The sequence below is a fragment of the Cellulomonas endometrii genome (assembly GCF_949769265.1).
GTDB lineage: Bacteria > Actinomycetota > Actinomycetes > Actinomycetales > Cellulomonadaceae > Cellulomonas > Cellulomonas endometrii.
In genome coordinates this window covers 1-15,811 of sequence record NZ_CATKPC010000016.1, presented here as the reverse complement: position 1 = coordinate 15,811, position 15,811 = coordinate 1, and the positions used below count along the sequence as shown (strand labels likewise).

The 15,811-nt window shown below is 74.6% G+C and carries 22 protein-coding genes and 1 tRNA gene; 13 read left to right on the top strand and 10 right to left on the bottom strand.

The features are described from left to right. Positions 1-58 precede the first annotated feature (58 nt). The 4 genes from QNH85_RS15410 (at position 59) to QNH85_RS15395 (ending at position 1,368) form a co-directional block, all read left to right on the top strand. Positions 59-508 (top strand): hypothetical protein, encoded by a 450-nt coding sequence (locus QNH85_RS15410; RefSeq protein ID WP_282947828.1) that lies wholly within the window; start codon positions 59-61, stop codon positions 506-508. 69 nt (positions 509-577) lie between these two features. Further along, a complete protein-coding gene (locus QNH85_RS15405) occupies positions 578-874 on the top strand; it encodes a hypothetical protein (protein WP_282947826.1) in 297 nt (98 codons plus the stop codon). 167 nt (positions 875-1,041) lie between these two features. Next, a tRNA-Lys gene (locus QNH85_RS15400) sits at positions 1,042-1,103 on the top strand. 88 nt (positions 1,104-1,191) lie between these two features. Beyond that, on the top strand, positions 1,192-1,368 hold the full coding sequence (locus QNH85_RS15395) for a hypothetical protein (RefSeq protein WP_282947824.1): 177 nt from the start codon (positions 1,192-1,194) through the stop codon (positions 1,366-1,368). 22 nt (positions 1,369-1,390) lie between these two features. On the opposite strand, the gene QNH85_RS15390 is transcribed toward QNH85_RS15395, so the two are convergent. Then, positions 1,391-3,040 (bottom strand): methyl-accepting chemotaxis protein, encoded by a 1,650-nt coding sequence (locus QNH85_RS15390; protein ID WP_282947822.1) that lies wholly within the window; start codon positions 3,038-3,040, stop codon positions 1,391-1,393. 214 nt (positions 3,041-3,254) lie between these two features. Between QNH85_RS15390 and QNH85_RS15385 the strand changes: the two genes are divergently transcribed. Then, on the top strand, positions 3,255-3,998 hold the full coding sequence (locus QNH85_RS15385) for a hypothetical protein (protein WP_282947820.1): 744 nt from the start codon (positions 3,255-3,257) through the stop codon (positions 3,996-3,998). A gap of 36 nt (positions 3,999-4,034) precedes the next feature. Here QNH85_RS15385 and QNH85_RS15380 read toward each other — a convergent pair whose 3' ends face one another. Further along, the gene (locus QNH85_RS15380) at positions 4,035-5,129 is read right to left on the bottom strand and encodes an epoxide hydrolase family protein (protein ID WP_282947818.1); all 1,095 of its coding nucleotides are present in this window, start codon (positions 5,127-5,129) and stop codon (positions 4,035-4,037) included. An 88-nt stretch (positions 5,130-5,217) separates the two neighbouring features. Next, positions 5,218-6,069 (bottom strand): helix-turn-helix transcriptional regulator, encoded by an 852-nt coding sequence (locus QNH85_RS15375; RefSeq protein ID WP_282947816.1) that lies wholly within the window; start codon positions 6,067-6,069, stop codon positions 5,218-5,220. Positions 6,070-6,171: 102 nt separating this feature from the next. On the opposite strand from QNH85_RS15375, the gene QNH85_RS15370 reads away from it, so the two are divergent. Next, complete coding sequence (locus QNH85_RS15370; protein ID WP_282947815.1) at positions 6,172-6,933, top strand: SDR family oxidoreductase; 762 nt, start codon at positions 6,172-6,174, stop codon at positions 6,931-6,933. Positions 6,934-6,959: 26 nt separating this feature from the next. On the opposite strand, the gene QNH85_RS15365 is transcribed toward QNH85_RS15370, so the two are convergent. From QNH85_RS15365 to QNH85_RS15345, 5 genes are all read right to left on the bottom strand, one after another. Then, positions 6,960-7,433: an iron chaperone gene (locus tag QNH85_RS15365; protein WP_282947814.1), complete on the bottom strand. Its 474-nt coding sequence runs from the start codon at positions 7,431-7,433 to the stop codon at positions 6,960-6,962. A gap of 76 nt (positions 7,434-7,509) precedes the next feature. Beyond that, the gene (locus QNH85_RS15360) at positions 7,510-8,103 is read right to left on the bottom strand and encodes a hypothetical protein (protein ID WP_282947813.1); all 594 of its coding nucleotides are present in this window, start codon (positions 8,101-8,103) and stop codon (positions 7,510-7,512) included. Positions 8,104-8,105: 2 nt separating this feature from the next. Next, positions 8,106-9,284: an RtcB family protein gene (locus QNH85_RS15355; protein ID WP_282947812.1), complete on the bottom strand. Its 1,179-nt coding sequence runs from the start codon at positions 9,282-9,284 to the stop codon at positions 8,106-8,108. Positions 9,285-9,332: 48 nt separating this feature from the next. Next, on the bottom strand, positions 9,333-10,037 hold the full coding sequence (locus QNH85_RS15350; protein ID WP_282947810.1) for a YqjF family protein: 705 nt from the start codon (positions 10,035-10,037) through the stop codon (positions 9,333-9,335). Between the two features lie 29 nt (positions 10,038-10,066). After that, positions 10,067-10,708 (bottom strand): DUF2231 domain-containing protein, encoded by a 642-nt coding sequence (locus QNH85_RS15345; protein WP_282947808.1) that lies wholly within the window; start codon positions 10,706-10,708, stop codon positions 10,067-10,069. A 172-nt stretch (positions 10,709-10,880) separates the two neighbouring features. On the opposite strand from QNH85_RS15345, the gene QNH85_RS15340 reads away from it, so the two are divergent. From QNH85_RS15340 to QNH85_RS15325, 4 genes are read left to right on the top strand one after another with little or no spacing between them, the layout of a single operon-like run. Next, positions 10,881-11,327 (top strand): DUF4383 domain-containing protein, encoded by a 447-nt coding sequence (locus tag QNH85_RS15340; protein ID WP_282947806.1) that lies wholly within the window; start codon positions 10,881-10,883, stop codon positions 11,325-11,327. Between the two features lie 23 nt (positions 11,328-11,350). Further along, positions 11,351-12,064, top strand: a complete 714-nt coding sequence (locus QNH85_RS15335) for a serine/threonine-protein kinase (protein ID WP_282947805.1) — start codon at positions 11,351-11,353, stop codon at positions 12,062-12,064. Positions 12,065-12,110: 46 nt separating this feature from the next. After that, positions 12,111-12,494 carry an ArsR/SmtB family transcription factor gene (locus tag QNH85_RS15330; RefSeq protein WP_282947804.1) on the top strand — a complete coding sequence of 128 codons (384 nt, stop codon included), beginning with the start codon at positions 12,111-12,113 and terminating at the stop codon, positions 12,492-12,494. Continuing rightward, positions 12,491-12,949, top strand: coding sequence for an SRPBCC family protein (locus tag QNH85_RS15325; protein ID WP_282947802.1), 459 nt, complete (start codon positions 12,491-12,493; stop codon positions 12,947-12,949). Before QNH85_RS15330 ends, QNH85_RS15325 begins: the two co-directional genes overlap by 4 nt. Before the next feature lie 75 nt (positions 12,950-13,024). On the opposite strand, the gene QNH85_RS15320 is transcribed toward QNH85_RS15325, so the two are convergent. Next, positions 13,025-13,621 carry a TetR/AcrR family transcriptional regulator gene (locus QNH85_RS15320; RefSeq protein ID WP_249668973.1) on the bottom strand — a complete coding sequence of 199 codons (597 nt, stop codon included), beginning with the start codon at positions 13,619-13,621 and terminating at the stop codon, positions 13,025-13,027. Between the two features lie 174 nt (positions 13,622-13,795). On the opposite strand from QNH85_RS15320, the gene QNH85_RS15315 reads away from it, so the two are divergent. The 3 genes from QNH85_RS15315 (at position 13,796) to QNH85_RS15305 (ending at position 14,901) form a co-directional block, all read left to right on the top strand. Further along, positions 13,796-14,149, top strand: coding sequence for a VOC family protein (locus tag QNH85_RS15315; RefSeq protein WP_282947799.1), 354 nt, complete (start codon positions 13,796-13,798; stop codon positions 14,147-14,149). A 109-nt stretch (positions 14,150-14,258) separates the two neighbouring features. Then, positions 14,259-14,525, top strand: coding sequence for a hypothetical protein (locus tag QNH85_RS15310; protein ID WP_282947797.1), 267 nt, complete (start codon positions 14,259-14,261; stop codon positions 14,523-14,525). 106 nt (positions 14,526-14,631) lie between these two features. Continuing rightward, positions 14,632-14,901 carry a GlsB/YeaQ/YmgE family stress response membrane protein gene (locus tag QNH85_RS15305; protein ID WP_213280843.1) on the top strand — a complete coding sequence of 90 codons (270 nt, stop codon included), beginning with the start codon at positions 14,632-14,634 and terminating at the stop codon, positions 14,899-14,901. A gap of 198 nt (positions 14,902-15,099) precedes the next feature. Here QNH85_RS15305 and QNH85_RS15300 read toward each other — a convergent pair whose 3' ends face one another. Then, the gene (locus QNH85_RS15300) at positions 15,100-15,387 is read right to left on the bottom strand and encodes an iron-sulfur cluster assembly accessory protein (protein WP_213280844.1); all 288 of its coding nucleotides are present in this window, start codon (positions 15,385-15,387) and stop codon (positions 15,100-15,102) included. Between the last annotated feature and the right edge of the window lie 424 nt (positions 15,388-15,811).

The following is a 15,811-nucleotide window of genomic DNA, read 5'->3' as shown; positions in this document are numbered from 1 at the left end:
GGGCCGGTGACCTCACCGGCCCCACCGGCCCCAGATCCCTACCCAGGAAGGACTTCCGATGGTCATCAACATGCCCCGTTACGTCGCCTCGTGGCTCCCCGACCCCGTCCCCCCGAGGCCGTTCTGCGCCAGCGTCGCGCGCCGTGGCATCGGTGCTGGCTTCATCGTCGACGGCCTCGCGTTCGCGGGCACCGCCGCCGGCGCGCTCGGCCCGAACGCAGGCGGCACGGCTCCCGTAGCGCAAGGTCGCGTCATCGACCCCATCGCCGAGGTGGGGGGCGGTGTGCAGATCGCCTTCCGCCGGACGTACCGGTGGAGGGCCCCCTACACGTTCGCGCAGACGTGGTTCACCAACGCCCTCGCAGCCTCCCCGTACGTCCTACTCACCGGCGAGGACATCCGCGCCGTCCAGGTCGACCAGGTCGTTCGAGGCGAGGTCGTCCGCGTGCTCTCCGTCACGCCCTACCCGGGCTGGCTTGAGGTGGTGACGACGACCGATGACGCGTGAGTCTGTCGAACGGGTGAACCCTCCCGCGTCCCACCTCCGCGCAGCACGCTCGGCGCTAGCGTCCTCGCCATGAAGGCAGAGGCGTACATGGCAGAAGCCGAGTGGGACGGTCAGGCGCTGGTGCTCCGCGGGACCACGCGCGCCGGCCGTGTCGCGCTGCTCGGCGAGAACCACAAGACCGGCGAAGTCCGGATCCCCAGTGAGCACATCGGCACCGTCGAGCTGCACGAGCCGAAGCTTGGCGGGGCAGTGAACGGCAACTTGATCATCCGCCACGTCGACGGCACGAAGTACCAGCTCCACTACCGCAAGAAGCAGTCCGCCGGCGTGGAAGCGCTCGCCGCGGCCCTCGGCGTGACCCCCTAGGACGTGACGCAGCAGAGCCCGGGTCGAGTCACCTCGACCCGGGCTCTCGCCTGTCACCGAGTGGTCACGGACGCGTCACCACCACCCGCCTGTGACCAGTCCGAGCAGGCACGCAGTGACAGGCATCACGGCACCTGACCTGCACCGGCGTCACCCTCTGACATCGCCCGTCAGGCCGTCGACCGGACTTTTAATCCGCGGGTTGTGGGTTCGATCCCCACGGGGCCCACCTGACCCGGCAGTCGCTGTTCGAGCCTTGACGGGCGGGGCGCCTCACGGGACCCTGAGGGCCACAGCGAGGTCGAGGGGGATCCGCCATGACGTCACTCAGGTGCATGATCGGCCGGCACGACTGGTTCGCGGAGCGGAACCCCGACCAGGGCGGCCCCGAGGCGATCACCGAGGTCTGCGCCCGGTGCGGCGCCGACCGCCCGGTGTACGAGCCGTCGTCCGGCATGGGGATCTCGACGGCGATGATGCGCGGGCCCAGCTGAGCGGTCGCCACCGACGACCGGCTCAGTAGGTGAACACCGACACGTCGGCGCGCAGGTCGCTCGCCAGCTGGGCGAGCTCCCCGACGGAGCTGCCCATCTGGGTGACGACAGCCGCGCTCGTCTCCGCCGCCGACGCCACCCCGGTGATGTTCTGCGCGATCTCCGAGGAGCCGGTCGCGGCCTCCTGGACGCTGCGGGACATCTCGGTGGTGGTGGCGGTCTGCTCCTCGACGGCGGACGCGATGGTCAGCTGGTAGTCGTTGATCGAGGCGATGATCGCGCCGATCTGCCCGATGGCAGAGACCGCGTCGCCCGTGTCGTTCTGGATGGCCTCGACCCGGCGGGCGATGTCCTCCGTGGCCTTGGCGGTCTCCTGCGCGAGCTCCTTGACCTCGCCGGCGACGACCGCGAAGCCCTTGCCCGCCTCGCCCGCACGGGCCGCCTCGATCGTCGCGTTCAGCGCGAGCAGGTTGGTCTGCTCCGCGATGGACGTGATGACCTTGACGACGTTGCCGATCTCCTGGCTCGACGCACCCAGGCGGGCGACGTGCTGGTTCGTCTCCTCGGCGACGCCCGTGGCCTGGGCCGCGACCTTCGCCGCGAGCGAGGCGTTCTGCGCGATCTCCTGGATGGACGCGCCCATCTCCTCCGCGCCCGCGGCGACGGTCTGGACGTTGCGGGACACCTGCTCGGCAGCGGCGGCGACCACGCCCGCCTGGTGGCTCGTCTCGCGCGAGCCGGCCTCGACCTGCCCGTTGGCGGTGGCCATCTCCTCCGCGGCCGCGGCGAGCGTCTGCGCCTTCTCCACGACGTGCGCGAGCGTCGCGCGCAGCGAGGCCTGCGCGGTGGCGAGGTCGGTCGCCATCGCGCCGATCTCGTCGCGGCTGCGGACCGGGGCCTCGACCGTGAGGTCCCCGCGCGCCATCGCCGCGAGCGCCACCCGCACCCGCTCGACGCTGCGGCGCATCGAGCCGGCCACCGTGAACGCGAGCGTCAGGACGACCGCCAGCGCCGCACCGAGGCTGATCACGAGCAGCCGGACCGAGGAGTCCGACTCGTGCTGCGCCTCGGCGGCCAGGTCGTTCGACAGGGCGGTCAGGTCGGCGTCGAGCTGGTCCAGGTCACCGGCGAAGGCCGTCGCCATCGGCACGGACACCTCGGTCAGCAGCGTCTCGTACTCGCCGCCGTCCGGGGCCGCGAGCGCGGCGGGCGTCAGCTGCGCGTCACGGACGTCGAGCCACGCGGCGTAGTCGGCCTTGAAGGCCAGCCACGCGTCCAGGTCCGCCGCCTCGGTCGCGTCGAACGCGGCGATCTTCTCCGTCATCCCCGCGTCGTTGTCCTGCTGCTTGGTCAACCACTCGTCCTTGGCGGCGTCGCTGTGGACCGCCGCGAGGTTCGCCAGCGTCATCCGGGCACCCTGCTGCTTGATGTGGATCTGGCTGCGCAGGTAGACCGGCCCCTCCTGGATCGCCGCCAGGTGCGAGGTCGTCTCGGCCACCGAGCGCAGCGCGTGCACGGCGAGCACTCCCGTCCCGACCGCCACGGCGCCGAGCAGCCCGACGACGGCGAGGATCTTCGCCCGGATCGACCAGTCGCGCGGATGAGCGCGACGCGCGGACGGCGCCGAGGGCGCGGCGCGGTGGGGGCGGTTCGGCGGCAGTGCGGTGCTCATCGGGACTCCGGGTCGGGTGCCGGGCAGCAGTCGCCGCCCGGGAAGGCACCCGCGAGATCGCCCGGCGCGCGGCCCCGGTGAGGGGAACCGCGCGCTGACCGGCGGTTCCGCACGCCTCAGGCCCCGTGCCAGCAGAACCGGCACCGCCGGACGTGGGCCGTACGTCCGCCCGGGTGGGTGAATTCGGCGGCGCCCGGCCGCTACGGTGCCGGGCATGCACGCCGTGACGACCGCGCTGACCGCCGACTACTCCCAGCTCGAGATGTACCCCGGCCGGGGCGGCCGCACCTACGGCCCGGTCGTGCTCGGCCTGGCCGACGACCAGGTCTCGGACATGACGATCCTCGCCACCGCCCGCCAGAACGGCGTCGTGCCCGCCGAGGTGCAGGTGCACGACGACCGCCCGCCGCTCGACCCCCGGTGGGACGCCGCCGCGGAGTGGTCGGTTCGCACGGGCGCCGGCATGTCCCTGGGCGGCTGGGCGCACGAGACGTCGGTGGCGGTGCCCGTGGCAGCCGGCCTGGACGTGCGGGTCCGGTACGTGGTGGTGGACGGCCAGGCCGGAGCCGACCAGCTGCGGCGTCTCGGGGGCGACGAGCTGCCTGCCGAGCGGTACCTGCTGCAGGTGTGGCCGGCACCCGTCGCGCCGGCCGAGGTCGTCGTGGCGGACGCGCCCTGGGCGCAGTACTGGGCCTTCGGCCCGAGCGCGGCCGCCCTCGTCGCCGGGCTCTCCGGCATGCCCGACCCGGACCGGCTCGTCGCCGTGGTCGACCGGGCGCTGGACGCGCACCCCGACGTCCGCGCCCGGGTGGCCGCCGGGGACGACCGCTCCCGGCTCGGCGTCGTGCGGTACACCCAGGAGCTGTTCCGCGTGACGCACCGCACCGGCGCGTACGACCACGTCCGGGGCGACCACGAGGCGATCGCGGCGCTGATCGACGAGCGCGCGCGGCGATGATGCGCGGGCCCCGCCGCCCCGCGGGCCGGCCCCCGGTCAGGCCCCGGTGCTGACCTCGATCGCCCGGCGCACGCCCCACAGGTAGTCGGCCGGCCGCTCCCAGGCCGCGAAGTGCCCGCCGTGCTCGTGCTCCCGCCAGTCGGCGACGGCGAAGAAGCGCTCGGCGAAGCGTCGCGGGGCGTTCACCAGGTCCTTGCCGAACATCGTGACGACGGTGGGGGTCTCGATGCGTGGCCAGTCCTTGGCGCCCCCGGCGGCGTACGGGGTGAACGACGTGCCGATGCTCCCGGTGAACCAGTACGCGCTCACCCAGGTCAGCGCCTCGTCGGGGGTGAACACGCGGGACAGGTCGCCGTCGCAGTCGGTCCAGGTCACCAGCTTCTCGACGATCCACGCCGCCAGCCCTGCCGGCGAGTCGCCGAGCCCGACGGCGAGCGTCCCGGGACGCGTGGCCTGCTCGTGCATGTAGCCGCCCTGCTCGGCCTGCCACCGATGCCCGTACGCGACGTAGGCGCGCTCCTCGTCGTCCAGGTCCTCGGGGAGGTCGACCAGGAAGTGGTACTGGGAGACGTCGGTCAGGTGCAGCGCGGTCACCGCGTCCGGGTGCCGGGCGGCGAGCGCCTCGGCGACGTCGCAGCCCACATCGCCCGCGGAGACGACGTACCGCGGGAACCCGAGCTCCCGCATGGCGTCGGCCACCGCCTCGGCCATGTCCGGCGCGGACAGCCCACCGCCCGGGACGGGCGCCGCGAACGGGAACCCGGGCAGCGCGGGCACAACGACCGTGACGTCGTGCAGCTGGTCGAGCACGCGCTCGAACCGCAGCACGGAGTCCGGCCACCCGTGCAGCAGGAGCACGACCGGTGCGCCTGGCCGCGCGTGCCGGACGATCGCCCGCACGGGGACGGCCGCGTGCTCCGTCTCGACCCACGGGTACCCCGCGATGCGGTCCTCCTGCGCCCGCCAGTCGAACCGGGTGCGCCAGTGCTCCAGCAGGTCGGCCAGCAGCTCGGGGTCGACCCCGAGCGGTCTGTCCAGCGCCGCGGTCCGGACGGGCCGGAACCGCGCGAGGCGGTCGGACAGGTCACGGACGGCATCCGGGTCGACCCGGACGAAGGCGTTCTCGCGCACGTGCATCCTCCTGGTGGTGGTGGCTCGCCCTCCAGACGCCGTCACTGTGCCACCGCGGACCGACACGGCCCTGCCGGGGACTGAGGACTCACCCCTGCCCGCGGCTGAACTCCTGCGTCCCGAGCACCCCGAGCAGCCGGAGCTTGCCCTCGGCCTCGCTGCGCGGGGCGGCGGTCAGCACGAGCAGCGTCTGCGACCCGTCCTCGGTGAACAGCGCCTGGCAGTCGACCTCGACCGGCCCGATCTCGGGGTGGACCAGCACCTTGTGGTCCTCGAAGCGGCGGGCCACCTCGTGCGCCTCCCACAGCCGCGCGAACTCGGGGCTCCGGTCGAGCAGCAGCCGGACGAGCTCGCCCGCCCGCGAGCGCGGCCCGGTCGTCCCGTACGTGGCGCGCAGCGAGGCGACCTGCGCGCGACCCTGCCGGTCGCGGTCCTCCTCGGGGTAGTGCAGCCGCTCGGTCTCCGGGTACGCGAACCAGCGGTAGATCGCGCTGCGGTCCCACCCGGTGAGCCCGTCCACGTCGCCGAGCAGCGCCCGCGCGAGGTCGTTCTGCACGAGCGTCACGCCGAGCGCGTCGAGGATGAGCGCGGGGGTGTCGGTGAGCCGGTCGAGCACGCGCAGCAGGCCGGGCGCGACGTAGTCCTCGGCCGCCGCGCGGTCCGGCGCGCTGTGCCCCGCGACGCGGTAGAGGTAGTCACGCTCGTCGGGCGTGAGGCGCAGCGCCCGGGCCAGGGACCCGAGGATCTGGGTGCTGGGCTGCGGCCCGCGGCGCTGCTCCAGGCGCGTGTAGTAGTCGGTCGACATCACCGCGAGCTGCGCGACCTCCTCGCGGCGCAGGCCGGTCGCGCGCCGGCGCACCCCGGGGCCCAGCCCGACGTCGGCGGGCCGGAGCGCCTCCCGGTGCCGGAGCAGGAAGTCGGCCAGCGCGTCGCGATCCACCCCCGCAGTATCGGCGCGCCCGCGGCACGCGGACCAGGGACTGCCGGTCCCCCGATGAGCGCTCTCTGGTGGGCCCCCGGCGGCGCGCGAAGACTCGACGTCATGCAGATCACCGGAAACACCGTCTTCATCCCCGGCGCCACGAGCGGCATCGGGCTGGCCCTGGCCCTCGCCCTGCACGAGCGGGGCAACGAGGTCATCATCGGCGGCCGCCGCACCGAGCTGCTCGACGCGATCACCGCCGAGCACCCCGGGCTGCACGCCTACGCGGTGGACACGACCGACCCCGAGAGCATCGCGGCGGTCGCGAAGCGGGTCGTCGCCGAGCACCCCGAGCTGAACGTCCTCATCCCGATGGCCGGGATCATGCGCGTCGAGGACTGGACCGGCCCGGGCTTCCTCGAGTCCGCCGAGCAGACGATCACCACGAACGTCCTCGGTCCGATCCGGCTCATCGCGGCGTTCGTCGAGCACCTGCGCACCCGGCCGTCGTCCACGATCGTGACCGTGTCCTCGGGCCTGGCGTTCACCCCGCTGCGGGCCACCCCGAGCTACAACGCCAGCAAGGCGGCGATCCACATGCTCAGCGAGTCGCTGCGCCTGCAGCTCGCCGGCACGAGCGTCCAGGTGCTGGAGCTGGAGCCGCCGTCGGTCGCGACGGACCTCATGCCCGGGCAGCGGGACAGCGCCATCGCGATGCCGCTCGACGCGTTCGTCGCCGAGGTGCTGCAGCTCATCGTGTCGCAGCCCGACGCCACCGAGGTCCAGGTCGAGCGGGTCAAGTTCCTGCGGTACGGCGAGGCGCGCGGCGACTACGACCAGGTCGTGGCGGCGATCAACGCGAGCGACCCGCACGGGAAGTAGCGGCGCGGGCTCACCCCGCAGCGCCCTCACCCCGCCGCGCGGCGCACGAGCTCCGCGATCCGCTCCTCGTCCGCGGGCGTCGGCGTCGTCAGCGCGAACACGGTCGGCCACATGGCGCCGTCGTCGAGCTGCGCCGGGTCCTCGAACCCGAGGGTCGCGTACCGGCCGCTGAACTTCTCCGCGGCCTTGAAGAAGCACAGCACCTTGCCGTCCTTCGCGTAGGCGGGCATCCCGTACCAGAGGCGGGGCGTGAGGTGCGGGGCGTTCTCCCGGACGATGCGGTGGACCGTCTCGGCCAGAGCACGGTCGGCGGGGCCCATGTCGGCGATCTTGGCGAGCACCTCCACCTCCGGGTCGGCCTTGGTACCGCCGGAGGCGCGGCGCTTCTCGGCCTTCACCTCGCGGGCGCGCTCCTGCATCGCGGCGCGCTCCTCCTCGGTGAAGGGGACGGCCTCCTTCGCGGCGGTGCTGCGGCGCTTCGGCGTCGTGGTGTCGGTCATGGTGGCTCCTCGGGGTCGTCGGTGCGCACCACGCTAGGGAAGCGGGTCGCGGCCGGGCTTCTCGAAAACTGACCGATCAGCGGGCGTCGCCGGACGCCCGCGCCCGCGAGCGCCCCGCGAGGACCAGCCCCACGCCTGCGACCGACGAGCCGAGCCCGCCGAGCACCAGGTCGCCGACCGTGTCGCGGTACGCGACGTGGATCGTGGGGTCCGCGTACGTGTGGCCGAGGTACTCCCCCACCTCCCACAGCACGCTGAGCCCCAGCCCGAGGGCCGTCGTCACCGCCACCGACCCGACGCGCTCCCCCGTCCCGGTCGCCCGGCCGGGGTCGAGCACCGCCCCGGACCGCCGGGCCAGCACCAGGTGGGCGACCGCCGCGACCAGTCCGGTCACCACGAGGTGCATGACGAGGTCCAGCCACGCCACCGCCTCGTAGAGCCCGAGCGCGCCGGCCCACGCCGCGGCGAGCAGGCCCACCCCGTACGCGGCGTCCAGCCGCCCGTCGACCCCGGCGGTCACCGGCACCACGAGCCCCGCGAGCACCAGCCCGAACAGCGCCGCGTCCACCGGCCCCCGCGCGAGCACCGCGACGACGACGCACACGGCGCCGGCCACGCGCACCACGCCGCCGGGCCCGCGCAGCAGCAGCCCCGCCCCACCCCGGTCCACGCCTAGTCGCCCTTGACGTTGACCAGCTGGTGCAGCACGTGCCGCACCTCGACCAGGTCCGCGGCGTCGGCCATCACCTGGTCGATGTCCTTGTACGCCGCCGGGATCTCGTCCAGGAACGCGTCGGTGTCGCGGAACTCGATGCCCCGCATCGCCTCCCGCAGCTGCGCCCGCGTGAACTGGCGGCGCGCGGCGGACCGGGAGTACGCGCGCCCGGCGCCGTGCGGGCTGGAGCACAGCGACTGCGGCTCGCCCTTCCCGACGACGACGTACGAGGCCGTGCCCATCGACCCGGGGATCAGCCCGGCGTCGCCGGTCCGCGCGCGGATCGCGCCCTTGCGGGAGACCCACACCCGCCGGCCGGCGTGCTCCTCCTGCTCGGTGAAGTTGTGGTGGCAGTTGACGCGCTCCGCCTCGACGACGTCCTCGCCGACGAACGCGCTCGCCGCGGCGACCACCCGGTCCATCATCTCCTCGCGGTTCAGCAGGGCGAAGTCCTGGGCCCAGCGCAGCTCGCGGATGTACGCGTCGAACGCCGCGGTGCCCTCCTCCAGGTACGCGAGGTCCCGGTCCGGCAGGTCGACCCGGGCCTTCCGGCAGCGCTCCGCGGCGACCGTGATGTGGTGCTGGGCGATCTTGTTGCCGACCCCGCGGGACCCGGAGTGCAGGAACAGCCACACCCGGCCGGACTCGTCGGCGCTGACCTCGATGAAGTGGTTGCCGGAGCCCAGCGAGCCGAGCTGCAGCCGCCACCGGGGCGCGTACGCGGCCGGGTCGAACCCCGCGGCGCGGGCCGCCTGCTCCAGCGTGGCGACGCGCTGCTCCGCCGACGGGGTCAGCCGGCGGTTGGCCACGCCGGCCGACAGCGGCACCCGGCGCTCGATGTCGACCCGCAGGTCCGCGAGCCGCCCGGCGGCCCGCAGCCGCTCCTCGGTCCACTGCGTGCGCACGGCGATCATGCCGCAGCCGATGTCGACCCCGACCGCCGCCGGGATGATCGCCTCGACCGTCGGGATGACGCTGCCGACCGTGGCGCCCTTGCCGAGGTGCGCGTCCGGCATGAGCGCGACGTGCGGGTGGATGAACGGCAGCTCCGAGGTGCGGACCGCCTGCTCGCGCGTCATCGGCTCCAGCAGCGAGGCCCAGCTGAGCAGCCGGTCGGTGATCCGTTCGGGGGCCATGCCCCGATCGTGGCAGCCGGTCACCCGCGCCGCCCGTCCAGCCGGGTCTCACACCGGCCGCGGCAGGCCGATCCGCGCGTGGACGCCGGGCGACCAGTGCACCAGGGGCTCGGCGGTCCCGACGTCGAGCCCGCACCGCGCGGGCAGGTTCGTGCGCAACCCCTCGACCGTGCCCGCGTGCAGCGGCCACGGCGGGTGCTCGACGGGGACGCGCCACAGCCGCCCCGCGCGCCGCAGGTACGCGTTCCACCGGCCGGTCACGGCGTCGGTGAACGCGTCGGGCACCCGCTCCGGCGACGGGTGCCGGACGGTCGCCCGGAGCTCCGCGCCCCGGCGGTCCGTGACCGCGTAGTCGGTGCGGTCGTCCTCCCTGAGCACCGTCCCGTCGGCGCGGACGTACGGCAGCCCGAGCGCGCGCAGTCCCGTCACCACCAACGTCCGGGCGCAGAGCATGGTCAGGAACCACAGGCCGTCCGTCCCGCTGGCGGGGTGGTGGACGTAGGTGCGCGCGTTCACCTCCGCGAACGCGGCCAGCGCCGGCGGGGCGGGCGTCCCGGGCGCGCGCACGTCGCGCATGACCAGGGGCGTGATCCCGAGCCACGCCGCACCGTCGATCACGTCCGCCCGCAGCCCGGGCGGCAGCAGCCGCTGCACCGCGGCGGGCTCGCACGGCCAGTGCAGGAACGCGACGGCGTCCCACCGCTGCAGGCTCGCGGGGACCCGCACCGGCTGGTCGGCCGTCCGCCCGCTCACGGCGGCTCCCGCCCCAGCGCCCGCCGGCGTCAGATCACGGGGTCGTCCGTCGCGGGCCGCTCCGACGCCGGGAGGTCGGCCCCGGCGTCGTCCTGCGGCGACACGGCCGGCGGCTCCGCGGGGCCGGACGCGGTCTTCGGCGGCGAGCCCAGCCGGATGGCCATGTGCCCACCCAGGTACCCGCTGACCCCCAGCACGGCACCGGCGCCCAGCGCGACGGCGACGCCGAGGCCCCGGTGGCCGCCGCGCCGCAGCAGCCACGACGCGCCGTACAGCCCGAGCGCGACCTCGTTGAGCACGCCGTGCACGGAGCCGACGCGCTGCGTCCGCCGGTCCGAGACCGCCCAGTCGGCCACCCCGGTGATCGCGGTCGGGACGGCGGACAGGATCCCGAGCCCCAGCAGCGTGTCGGCCGCCCGCTGCTTGCCCCGGTCCCCGGGGGCCGCGAGGTCGAGGACGGTGGCGCTCGCCCAGAAGCCGATCGGGGCGTCGGTCATGAGCGGGTGCGCGGCGTGCCCAAGCGGCTTGCCGTGCAGCAGCCCCGCGAGGCCCGGCCGCGCGCGCAGCGCGGCCAGGACGACCGGCCGCACCCGGTCGATCGTCGGGTCCAGCCCGGTCGCCTGCTCCAGGCGGCGGGTGGCGCGCAGCGGGGCGCTCTCGTCGAGGTGCATCGGGTCCCCCCGGGGTCGGTGGCGTGGGCGTCGCTGTCGAGCATCCCGCCGCGCACCGCGTGGCGCACGGCGAGAGCCCCCCAGATGCGCCCGGAGCAGCGGCGACGCATCCTGGAGCGGCAGGACCGCGTCGAGGAGAGGCGCCTGACGCACCAGCGCACCGGGGGTTCTCATGTCGTCTTCCGTTCCGGCCCGCCCTGCCGACCGCACCGCGGTCCGGCAGCCGCACCAGTGGCTCGCCCTGGTCATCGGGATCGTCTACCTCGTCGTCGGCCTCGCCGGCTTCCTCGTCACCGGGTTCGACGGGTTCACCGAGCACGACCACTCGCAGACCCTGCTGGGCTTCGCCATCAACCCGCTGCACAACATCGTGCACATCGTGATCGGCCTGCTCGGCATCGCCCTGTGGAGCACCGCCGCCAAGGCCCGGACCTACGGCTGGCTGCTGTTCATCGGCTACGGCGCCACGTTCGTCTACGGCCTGGTCGTCGCGAACCGGCCCGAGTGGAACGTCCTCAACATCAACGGCGCGGACAACGTGCTGCACATCGTCTCGGCCCTGGCCGGTCTCGCGATCGCGCTGTGGCCGCGCCGCGACCGGGGCACGGCCCGCGCCTGACCGGCGCCCAGCACCGGACCGGCATGAGGACGAGCGTCGCGCAGACCGCGGGGGCGGGACTGCGCGCGCTCGTCGCCGTCGTCCGGACCCTGCGCACCGCCCCGCGCCCGCTGCACCCGCGCGGGGTGGTGCGCCACGGGACGCTCGTGCTCGACGCACCCGACGGGCCCGACGCCGGCGCAGCTCCCGGCGCGCGCGAGCTCGGCGCGCCGCTGGTGGCACCCGTCGCGGCGCGCGTCTCCCGCTCCGTCGGGCTGCCGGCACCGCTGCCGGACGTCATCGGCGTGGCGGTGCGGTGGACCGTGGACGGCCGCCCGCAGGACCTCCTGCTGTCCAGCACCGGCCTCGGCCGGGCGACCCGCTTCCTGCTGGCCCCGCGCCGCCGACCGCTCGGCGGCGCGTTCGGGACGCTCATGCCGTTCCTCGACTCCGGCGGCCGGCCGGTGCTGCTCGCCGCGGTGCCCGCCCCGGGCGCGGACCCGTCCGCCCGCGACGGGCTGGACCTCATCCTGCTGTCCGCTCGCCCCGGCGGCGGGTGGCAGCGCTGCGGGCGGCTCGTGTGCCCGGCACGCGCGGACGACACGGACGACCCCGCCCTGCGGTTCGACCCCGTGCTGCACGTCCCGGGCACCCTCCGCGTCCCCCGCTGGGCCGCCCGGCTGCGCGTCCCGTCGTACCGGGAGGCCCGCGGCGGCGACGAGCCGGACCGCCGCGCGCCCGTCGAGGTCACCGCCTGAGACCCGAGTATTGTGCACCGATCGGTTCACTGTTACGCTGAACCACATGGTTCAGCAACACCACCTGGACGAGGTCTTCGCGGCCCTGTCCGACGCGACCCGACGCGACGTCCTCGTGCGCCTCGGCGAGGGGCCCGCGACCATCGGCCAGCTCGCCGAGCCGCACGGCATCACGCTCACCGGCATGAAGAAGCACGTGCAGGTGCTCGAGGACGCCGGTCTGGTCGCCACCGAGAAGGTCGGGCGCGCACGCCAGTGCCGCCTGGGGACCGAGCGGCTGGACGACGCCATGTCCTGGATCGCGTTCTACCAGCGCCTGTGGGAGCGCCGGCTCGACGGCCTCGAGGCCTTCTTCACCCTGCAACGGGGCGTGCCGGACGACGACGCGCCCGACGACGGACCGCCACCGACGGAAGGACCTACGCCATGACCACCGACGCCACCGACCTCGAGCTCCGCGCCACGCGGGTGCTGCCCGCCACGCCGGACGAGGTCTTCGACGCCTACACCGACGCCGAGAAGCAGAAGATCTGGTTCGCCATCCTCGACACCGAGCCCGGCGTCGTCGAGATCGAGGTCGACCTGCGGGTCGGCGGGCAGCAGACCGCCGTCTGGGGACCCAGCCGCGACCAGCTGTTCCGTGAGACGCAGACGTTCCTCGAGATCGACCGGCCGCACCGGCTGGTCACCGAGTCGGTCGGCAGCAGCCCGGACGGCCAGACCATGACGACGCACGTCGTGGTGACGTTCGAGGCCGTGGACGGCGGCACGCTGATGAGCGTGGTGCAGAGCGGCTTCCCGACGCCCGAGGTGCGCGACTTCTTCGCCGAGATGGCGTGGGTGGGCGCGTTCGACCGGATCGAGGCGTACCTGTCGCGCGCGTGATCCCGCGCGGCTGATCGGCACGACGGCCGGGGCTCACCACCCCGGCCGTCGTCGCGCGCGCCGGCGTGGGTCGGGTCAGCGCGCCGGGGCGCCGTACCGCAGGCCGTCGACGAGGAGGTCGAGCAGTCCGCGCACGCGCTGCTCCCAGCGGTCGGAGTCCGGCACGTTCCACACGCCGCCCATCGCGAGCATCACCTGCTCGCCGTCGACGTCCGGGCGCACCGACCCGTCGGCGCGCCCGGCGTCCAGCAGGAGGTCGATCGCGGCGATGATCCGGCTGCGCGTCTCGGCGAACAGGGACGAGTCGGAGCCGACGGCCGTGCGCAGCGCCGCGCCCATCCCCCGCTTCGCGGCGGCGTACCGGACGAACCGGCCCATCCACTCCCGCAGGGCGTCGACCGCGGGGCCGTCCTGGTCGAGCAGCGCCGGCGCCGCGTCGCACAGCGCAGTGACCTCCTGCCGGTACGCGGCCTCGACCAGCGCGCTGCGCTCCGGGAAGTGCCGGTAGAGCGTCCCGATCCCGACGCCCGCGCGCTGGGCGATGGCCTCCAGGGGCATGTCGCCGTCCTCGGCGAGCGCCTCCACGGCGACGGCGAGCAGCCGCGCACGGTTGCGCGCGGCGTCGGCGCGCAGCGGCCGGGCGGCGGCGGGCGACGAGGATGCAGCGGTCACAGTCGACTTCCCCTTGCGATCCGGAGGTTCCTCCGGTTAGAGTCGGGAGCGAAACGGAGGCTCCTCCGTTCCAGGGTACGCCGCCCGGCCGCTGCGCGCCGGGCCCCCGCCCGGCCCGGCCGCCGACCCGGCCGCCCGGCGCACCCGACCGTCCCAGCCCTCGCGGAGGCACCCATGGCCAGCACCTTCCACGGACTCACGTTCGACGCTTACGACGCCCACGCCGTCGCCCGGTTCTGGGGCGCGGCCCTGGGCCGGGACGTCGCGCCCGGCGCGAGCCCCGAGCACGCCGGGCTGCTCGACGACCCCGCCAGCGGCGCGCCCCGGCTGGTCTTCGACCGCGTGCGCTCCGGCGGCGTCGTCCGCAACGCCCTCCACCTCGACCTCGTGACGACCGACCTCGAGCGGGAGTCGGAGCGACTCGTGCGCCTGGGCGCCCGGCGGCTCGGCGCGGTGGGCGGTGCGGCGCGCTGGGTGAGCCTGACCGACCCCGAGGGCAACGCCTTCGACCTCATCCCGGCCGCCTGACACCGCCACGGACGGGTGAATCACCCGTTCCACCGCGCGCCATTGACCCCTTTGTCCTAGTTTGCGACTGCAGTCACCGCAGACCCGCACACCGACAGGGGAAGACGCCATGACCAGCCCGTACGGCCAGAACCAGAACGCCCCCGCCGTCCCCACGGCGACCACCGGGACCCCGGTCCTGTCCATCATCACGTTCGTGCTCTCGGCGATCGCCGTGCTGTTCCTGCCGATCGTGTTCGGACTCGCCGGAATTGTCACCGGCATCTTCGCCGTCGTGCGCAAGGAGCGCCTCGGCAAGATCGCCCTGATCGTCGCCGTCGTGGCCACGATCGTCGGTTTCGCGCTCGGCGCGCTCGTCATGAGCCAGATGTCCTGACCTCGGCGCAGGCCGCTCATCAGCGGTCCCGCGACCGTTCCGGATGCGGGAACCGTCATCCCGTGGGACGGTCATGACCGTTCGAACCGCGACATGGAGGTGCCCGATGGGATTCTTCGCTTTTCTGCTGCTGGGACTGATCGCCGGTGCGATCGCGAAGGCGATCCTGCCCGGGCGTCAGGCGGGCGGCTGGTTCGTGACCCTGCTGCTCGGCGTGGTGGGTGCGCTGCTCGGCGGCTGGCTGGGCAGCGTGCTGTTCAACCGCCCGCTCGAGGAGTTCTGGTCGCTGCAGTCGTGGCTGCTCGCCATCGCCGGCTCGATCATCGTGCTGCTCATCTACGGCGCGCTGACCGGCCGCAAGGGCGCTCGCGCCTGACGCCCCACCAGGGGGCATCGACCTGGTCCGGCGCGTGGTGGGACACCACCGCCGGACCGGTGCCGGGCACCCGCACCTGACGGTGGGACACCGTCACGTGCGCCCGGCACGACGAGGGCTCGCACATCCACTCCGGTGGATGCGCGAGCCCTCGCTGCGTCTGCGGTCGGTCCGGCTCGGTGCCGGCTCAGCGCCGGCTCAGTCCCGGGGCGCGAGCGTGAAGGCGGGGCCGCCGGTCCCGGTCGCGGGGTCGGCGTCCAGCGTCAGGTCCGCGAGCGCCTCGGCGGTCGTCGGCGGCACGAAGACCGTCGCGCCCTCGGTCGCGATCACCTCGTCGCCGGGCACGGCCTCCGGGACGAGCGCGAGGTCGAAGGCCCCGAGCTGCTGCTCGGACTCCGCGATGCGCAGGCCGCCGGACTCGGGCAGTCCGGCGCGGGTGGTCAGGTCACGGACGGCGGTGCTGGCGTTCTCGGTCACGGTGAGCACAGGTGCTCCTCTCGTCGCCGGTGGCGGTCGCGGCGCACCGCGGGGTGCGTGGCGACCATCGGACCCCTCCACCGTCGGCAGGTCCGCCACGAGACGCAACCGCGGGTCCGCTGGGCAAGACCCGCCCCGTCCGGTGCGCGGAGCCCGCTGGACACCCGGCGCCCGGCAGGGCACGCTCCGCCCTCGCCCGCTCCCACTCGCCCACCGCACCCTCCGCACGGGAGGGGGTCAGCGGCGGTCGGTGCGGGGGGTGATCGGCGCGCTGCGGACCGGGCGGCGGGTCGGCGGGGAGGTGGCCCGCGGCGGCCGCGCGTACGTGGTGTGCGCGCGCATCGACTCGGCCGCCGACCCGAAGGCCGCGGCCCGCGACGACGGGGACGGGGCGGACCTGGTCCTCGACGACCTCGTGGAGGGCGAGGGCGAC

Bases quoted from the DNA above. Each gene is read 5' to 3' on its own strand.
- QNH85_RS15355 (WP_282947812.1), bottom strand. From the start codon at position 9,284: ATGGCCCCCGAACGGATCACCGACCGGCTGCTCAGCTGGGCCTCGCTG.
- QNH85_RS15405 (WP_282947826.1), top strand. From the start codon at position 578: ATGAAGGCAGAGGCGTACATGGCAGAAGCCGAGTGGGACGGTCAGGCG.
- QNH85_RS15410 (WP_282947828.1), top strand. From the start codon at position 59: ATGGTCATCAACATGCCCCGTTACGTCGCCTCGTGGCTCCCCGACCCC.
- QNH85_RS15390 (WP_282947822.1), bottom strand. From the start codon at position 3,040: ATGAGCACCGCACTGCCGCCGAACCGCCCCCACCGCGCCGCGCCCTCG.
- QNH85_RS15335 (WP_282947805.1), top strand. From the start codon at position 11,351: ATGAGGACGAGCGTCGCGCAGACCGCGGGGGCGGGACTGCGCGCGCTC.
- QNH85_RS15310 (WP_282947797.1), top strand. From the start codon at position 14,259: ATGACCAGCCCGTACGGCCAGAACCAGAACGCCCCCGCCGTCCCCACG.
- QNH85_RS15330 (WP_282947804.1), top strand. From the start codon at position 12,111: ATGGTTCAGCAACACCACCTGGACGAGGTCTTCGCGGCCCTGTCCGAC.
- QNH85_RS15345 (WP_282947808.1), bottom strand. From the start codon at position 10,708: ATGCACCTCGACGAGAGCGCCCCGCTGCGCGCCACCCGCCGCCTGGAG.
- QNH85_RS15365 (WP_282947814.1), bottom strand. From the start codon at position 7,433: ATGACCGACACCACGACGCCGAAGCGCCGCAGCACCGCCGCGAAGGAG.
- QNH85_RS15385 (WP_282947820.1), top strand. From the start codon at position 3,255: ATGCACGCCGTGACGACCGCGCTGACCGCCGACTACTCCCAGCTCGAG.
- QNH85_RS15305 (WP_213280843.1), top strand. From the start codon at position 14,632: ATGGGATTCTTCGCTTTTCTGCTGCTGGGACTGATCGCCGGTGCGATC.
- QNH85_RS15370 (WP_282947815.1), top strand. From the start codon at position 6,172: ATGCAGATCACCGGAAACACCGTCTTCATCCCCGGCGCCACGAGCGGC.
- QNH85_RS15395 (WP_282947824.1), top strand. From the start codon at position 1,192: ATGACGTCACTCAGGTGCATGATCGGCCGGCACGACTGGTTCGCGGAG.
- QNH85_RS15315 (WP_282947799.1), top strand. From the start codon at position 13,796: ATGGCCAGCACCTTCCACGGACTCACGTTCGACGCTTACGACGCCCAC.
- QNH85_RS15340 (WP_282947806.1), top strand. From the start codon at position 10,881: ATGTCGTCTTCCGTTCCGGCCCGCCCTGCCGACCGCACCGCGGTCCGG.
- QNH85_RS15325 (WP_282947802.1), top strand. From the start codon at position 12,491: ATGACCACCGACGCCACCGACCTCGAGCTCCGCGCCACGCGGGTGCTG.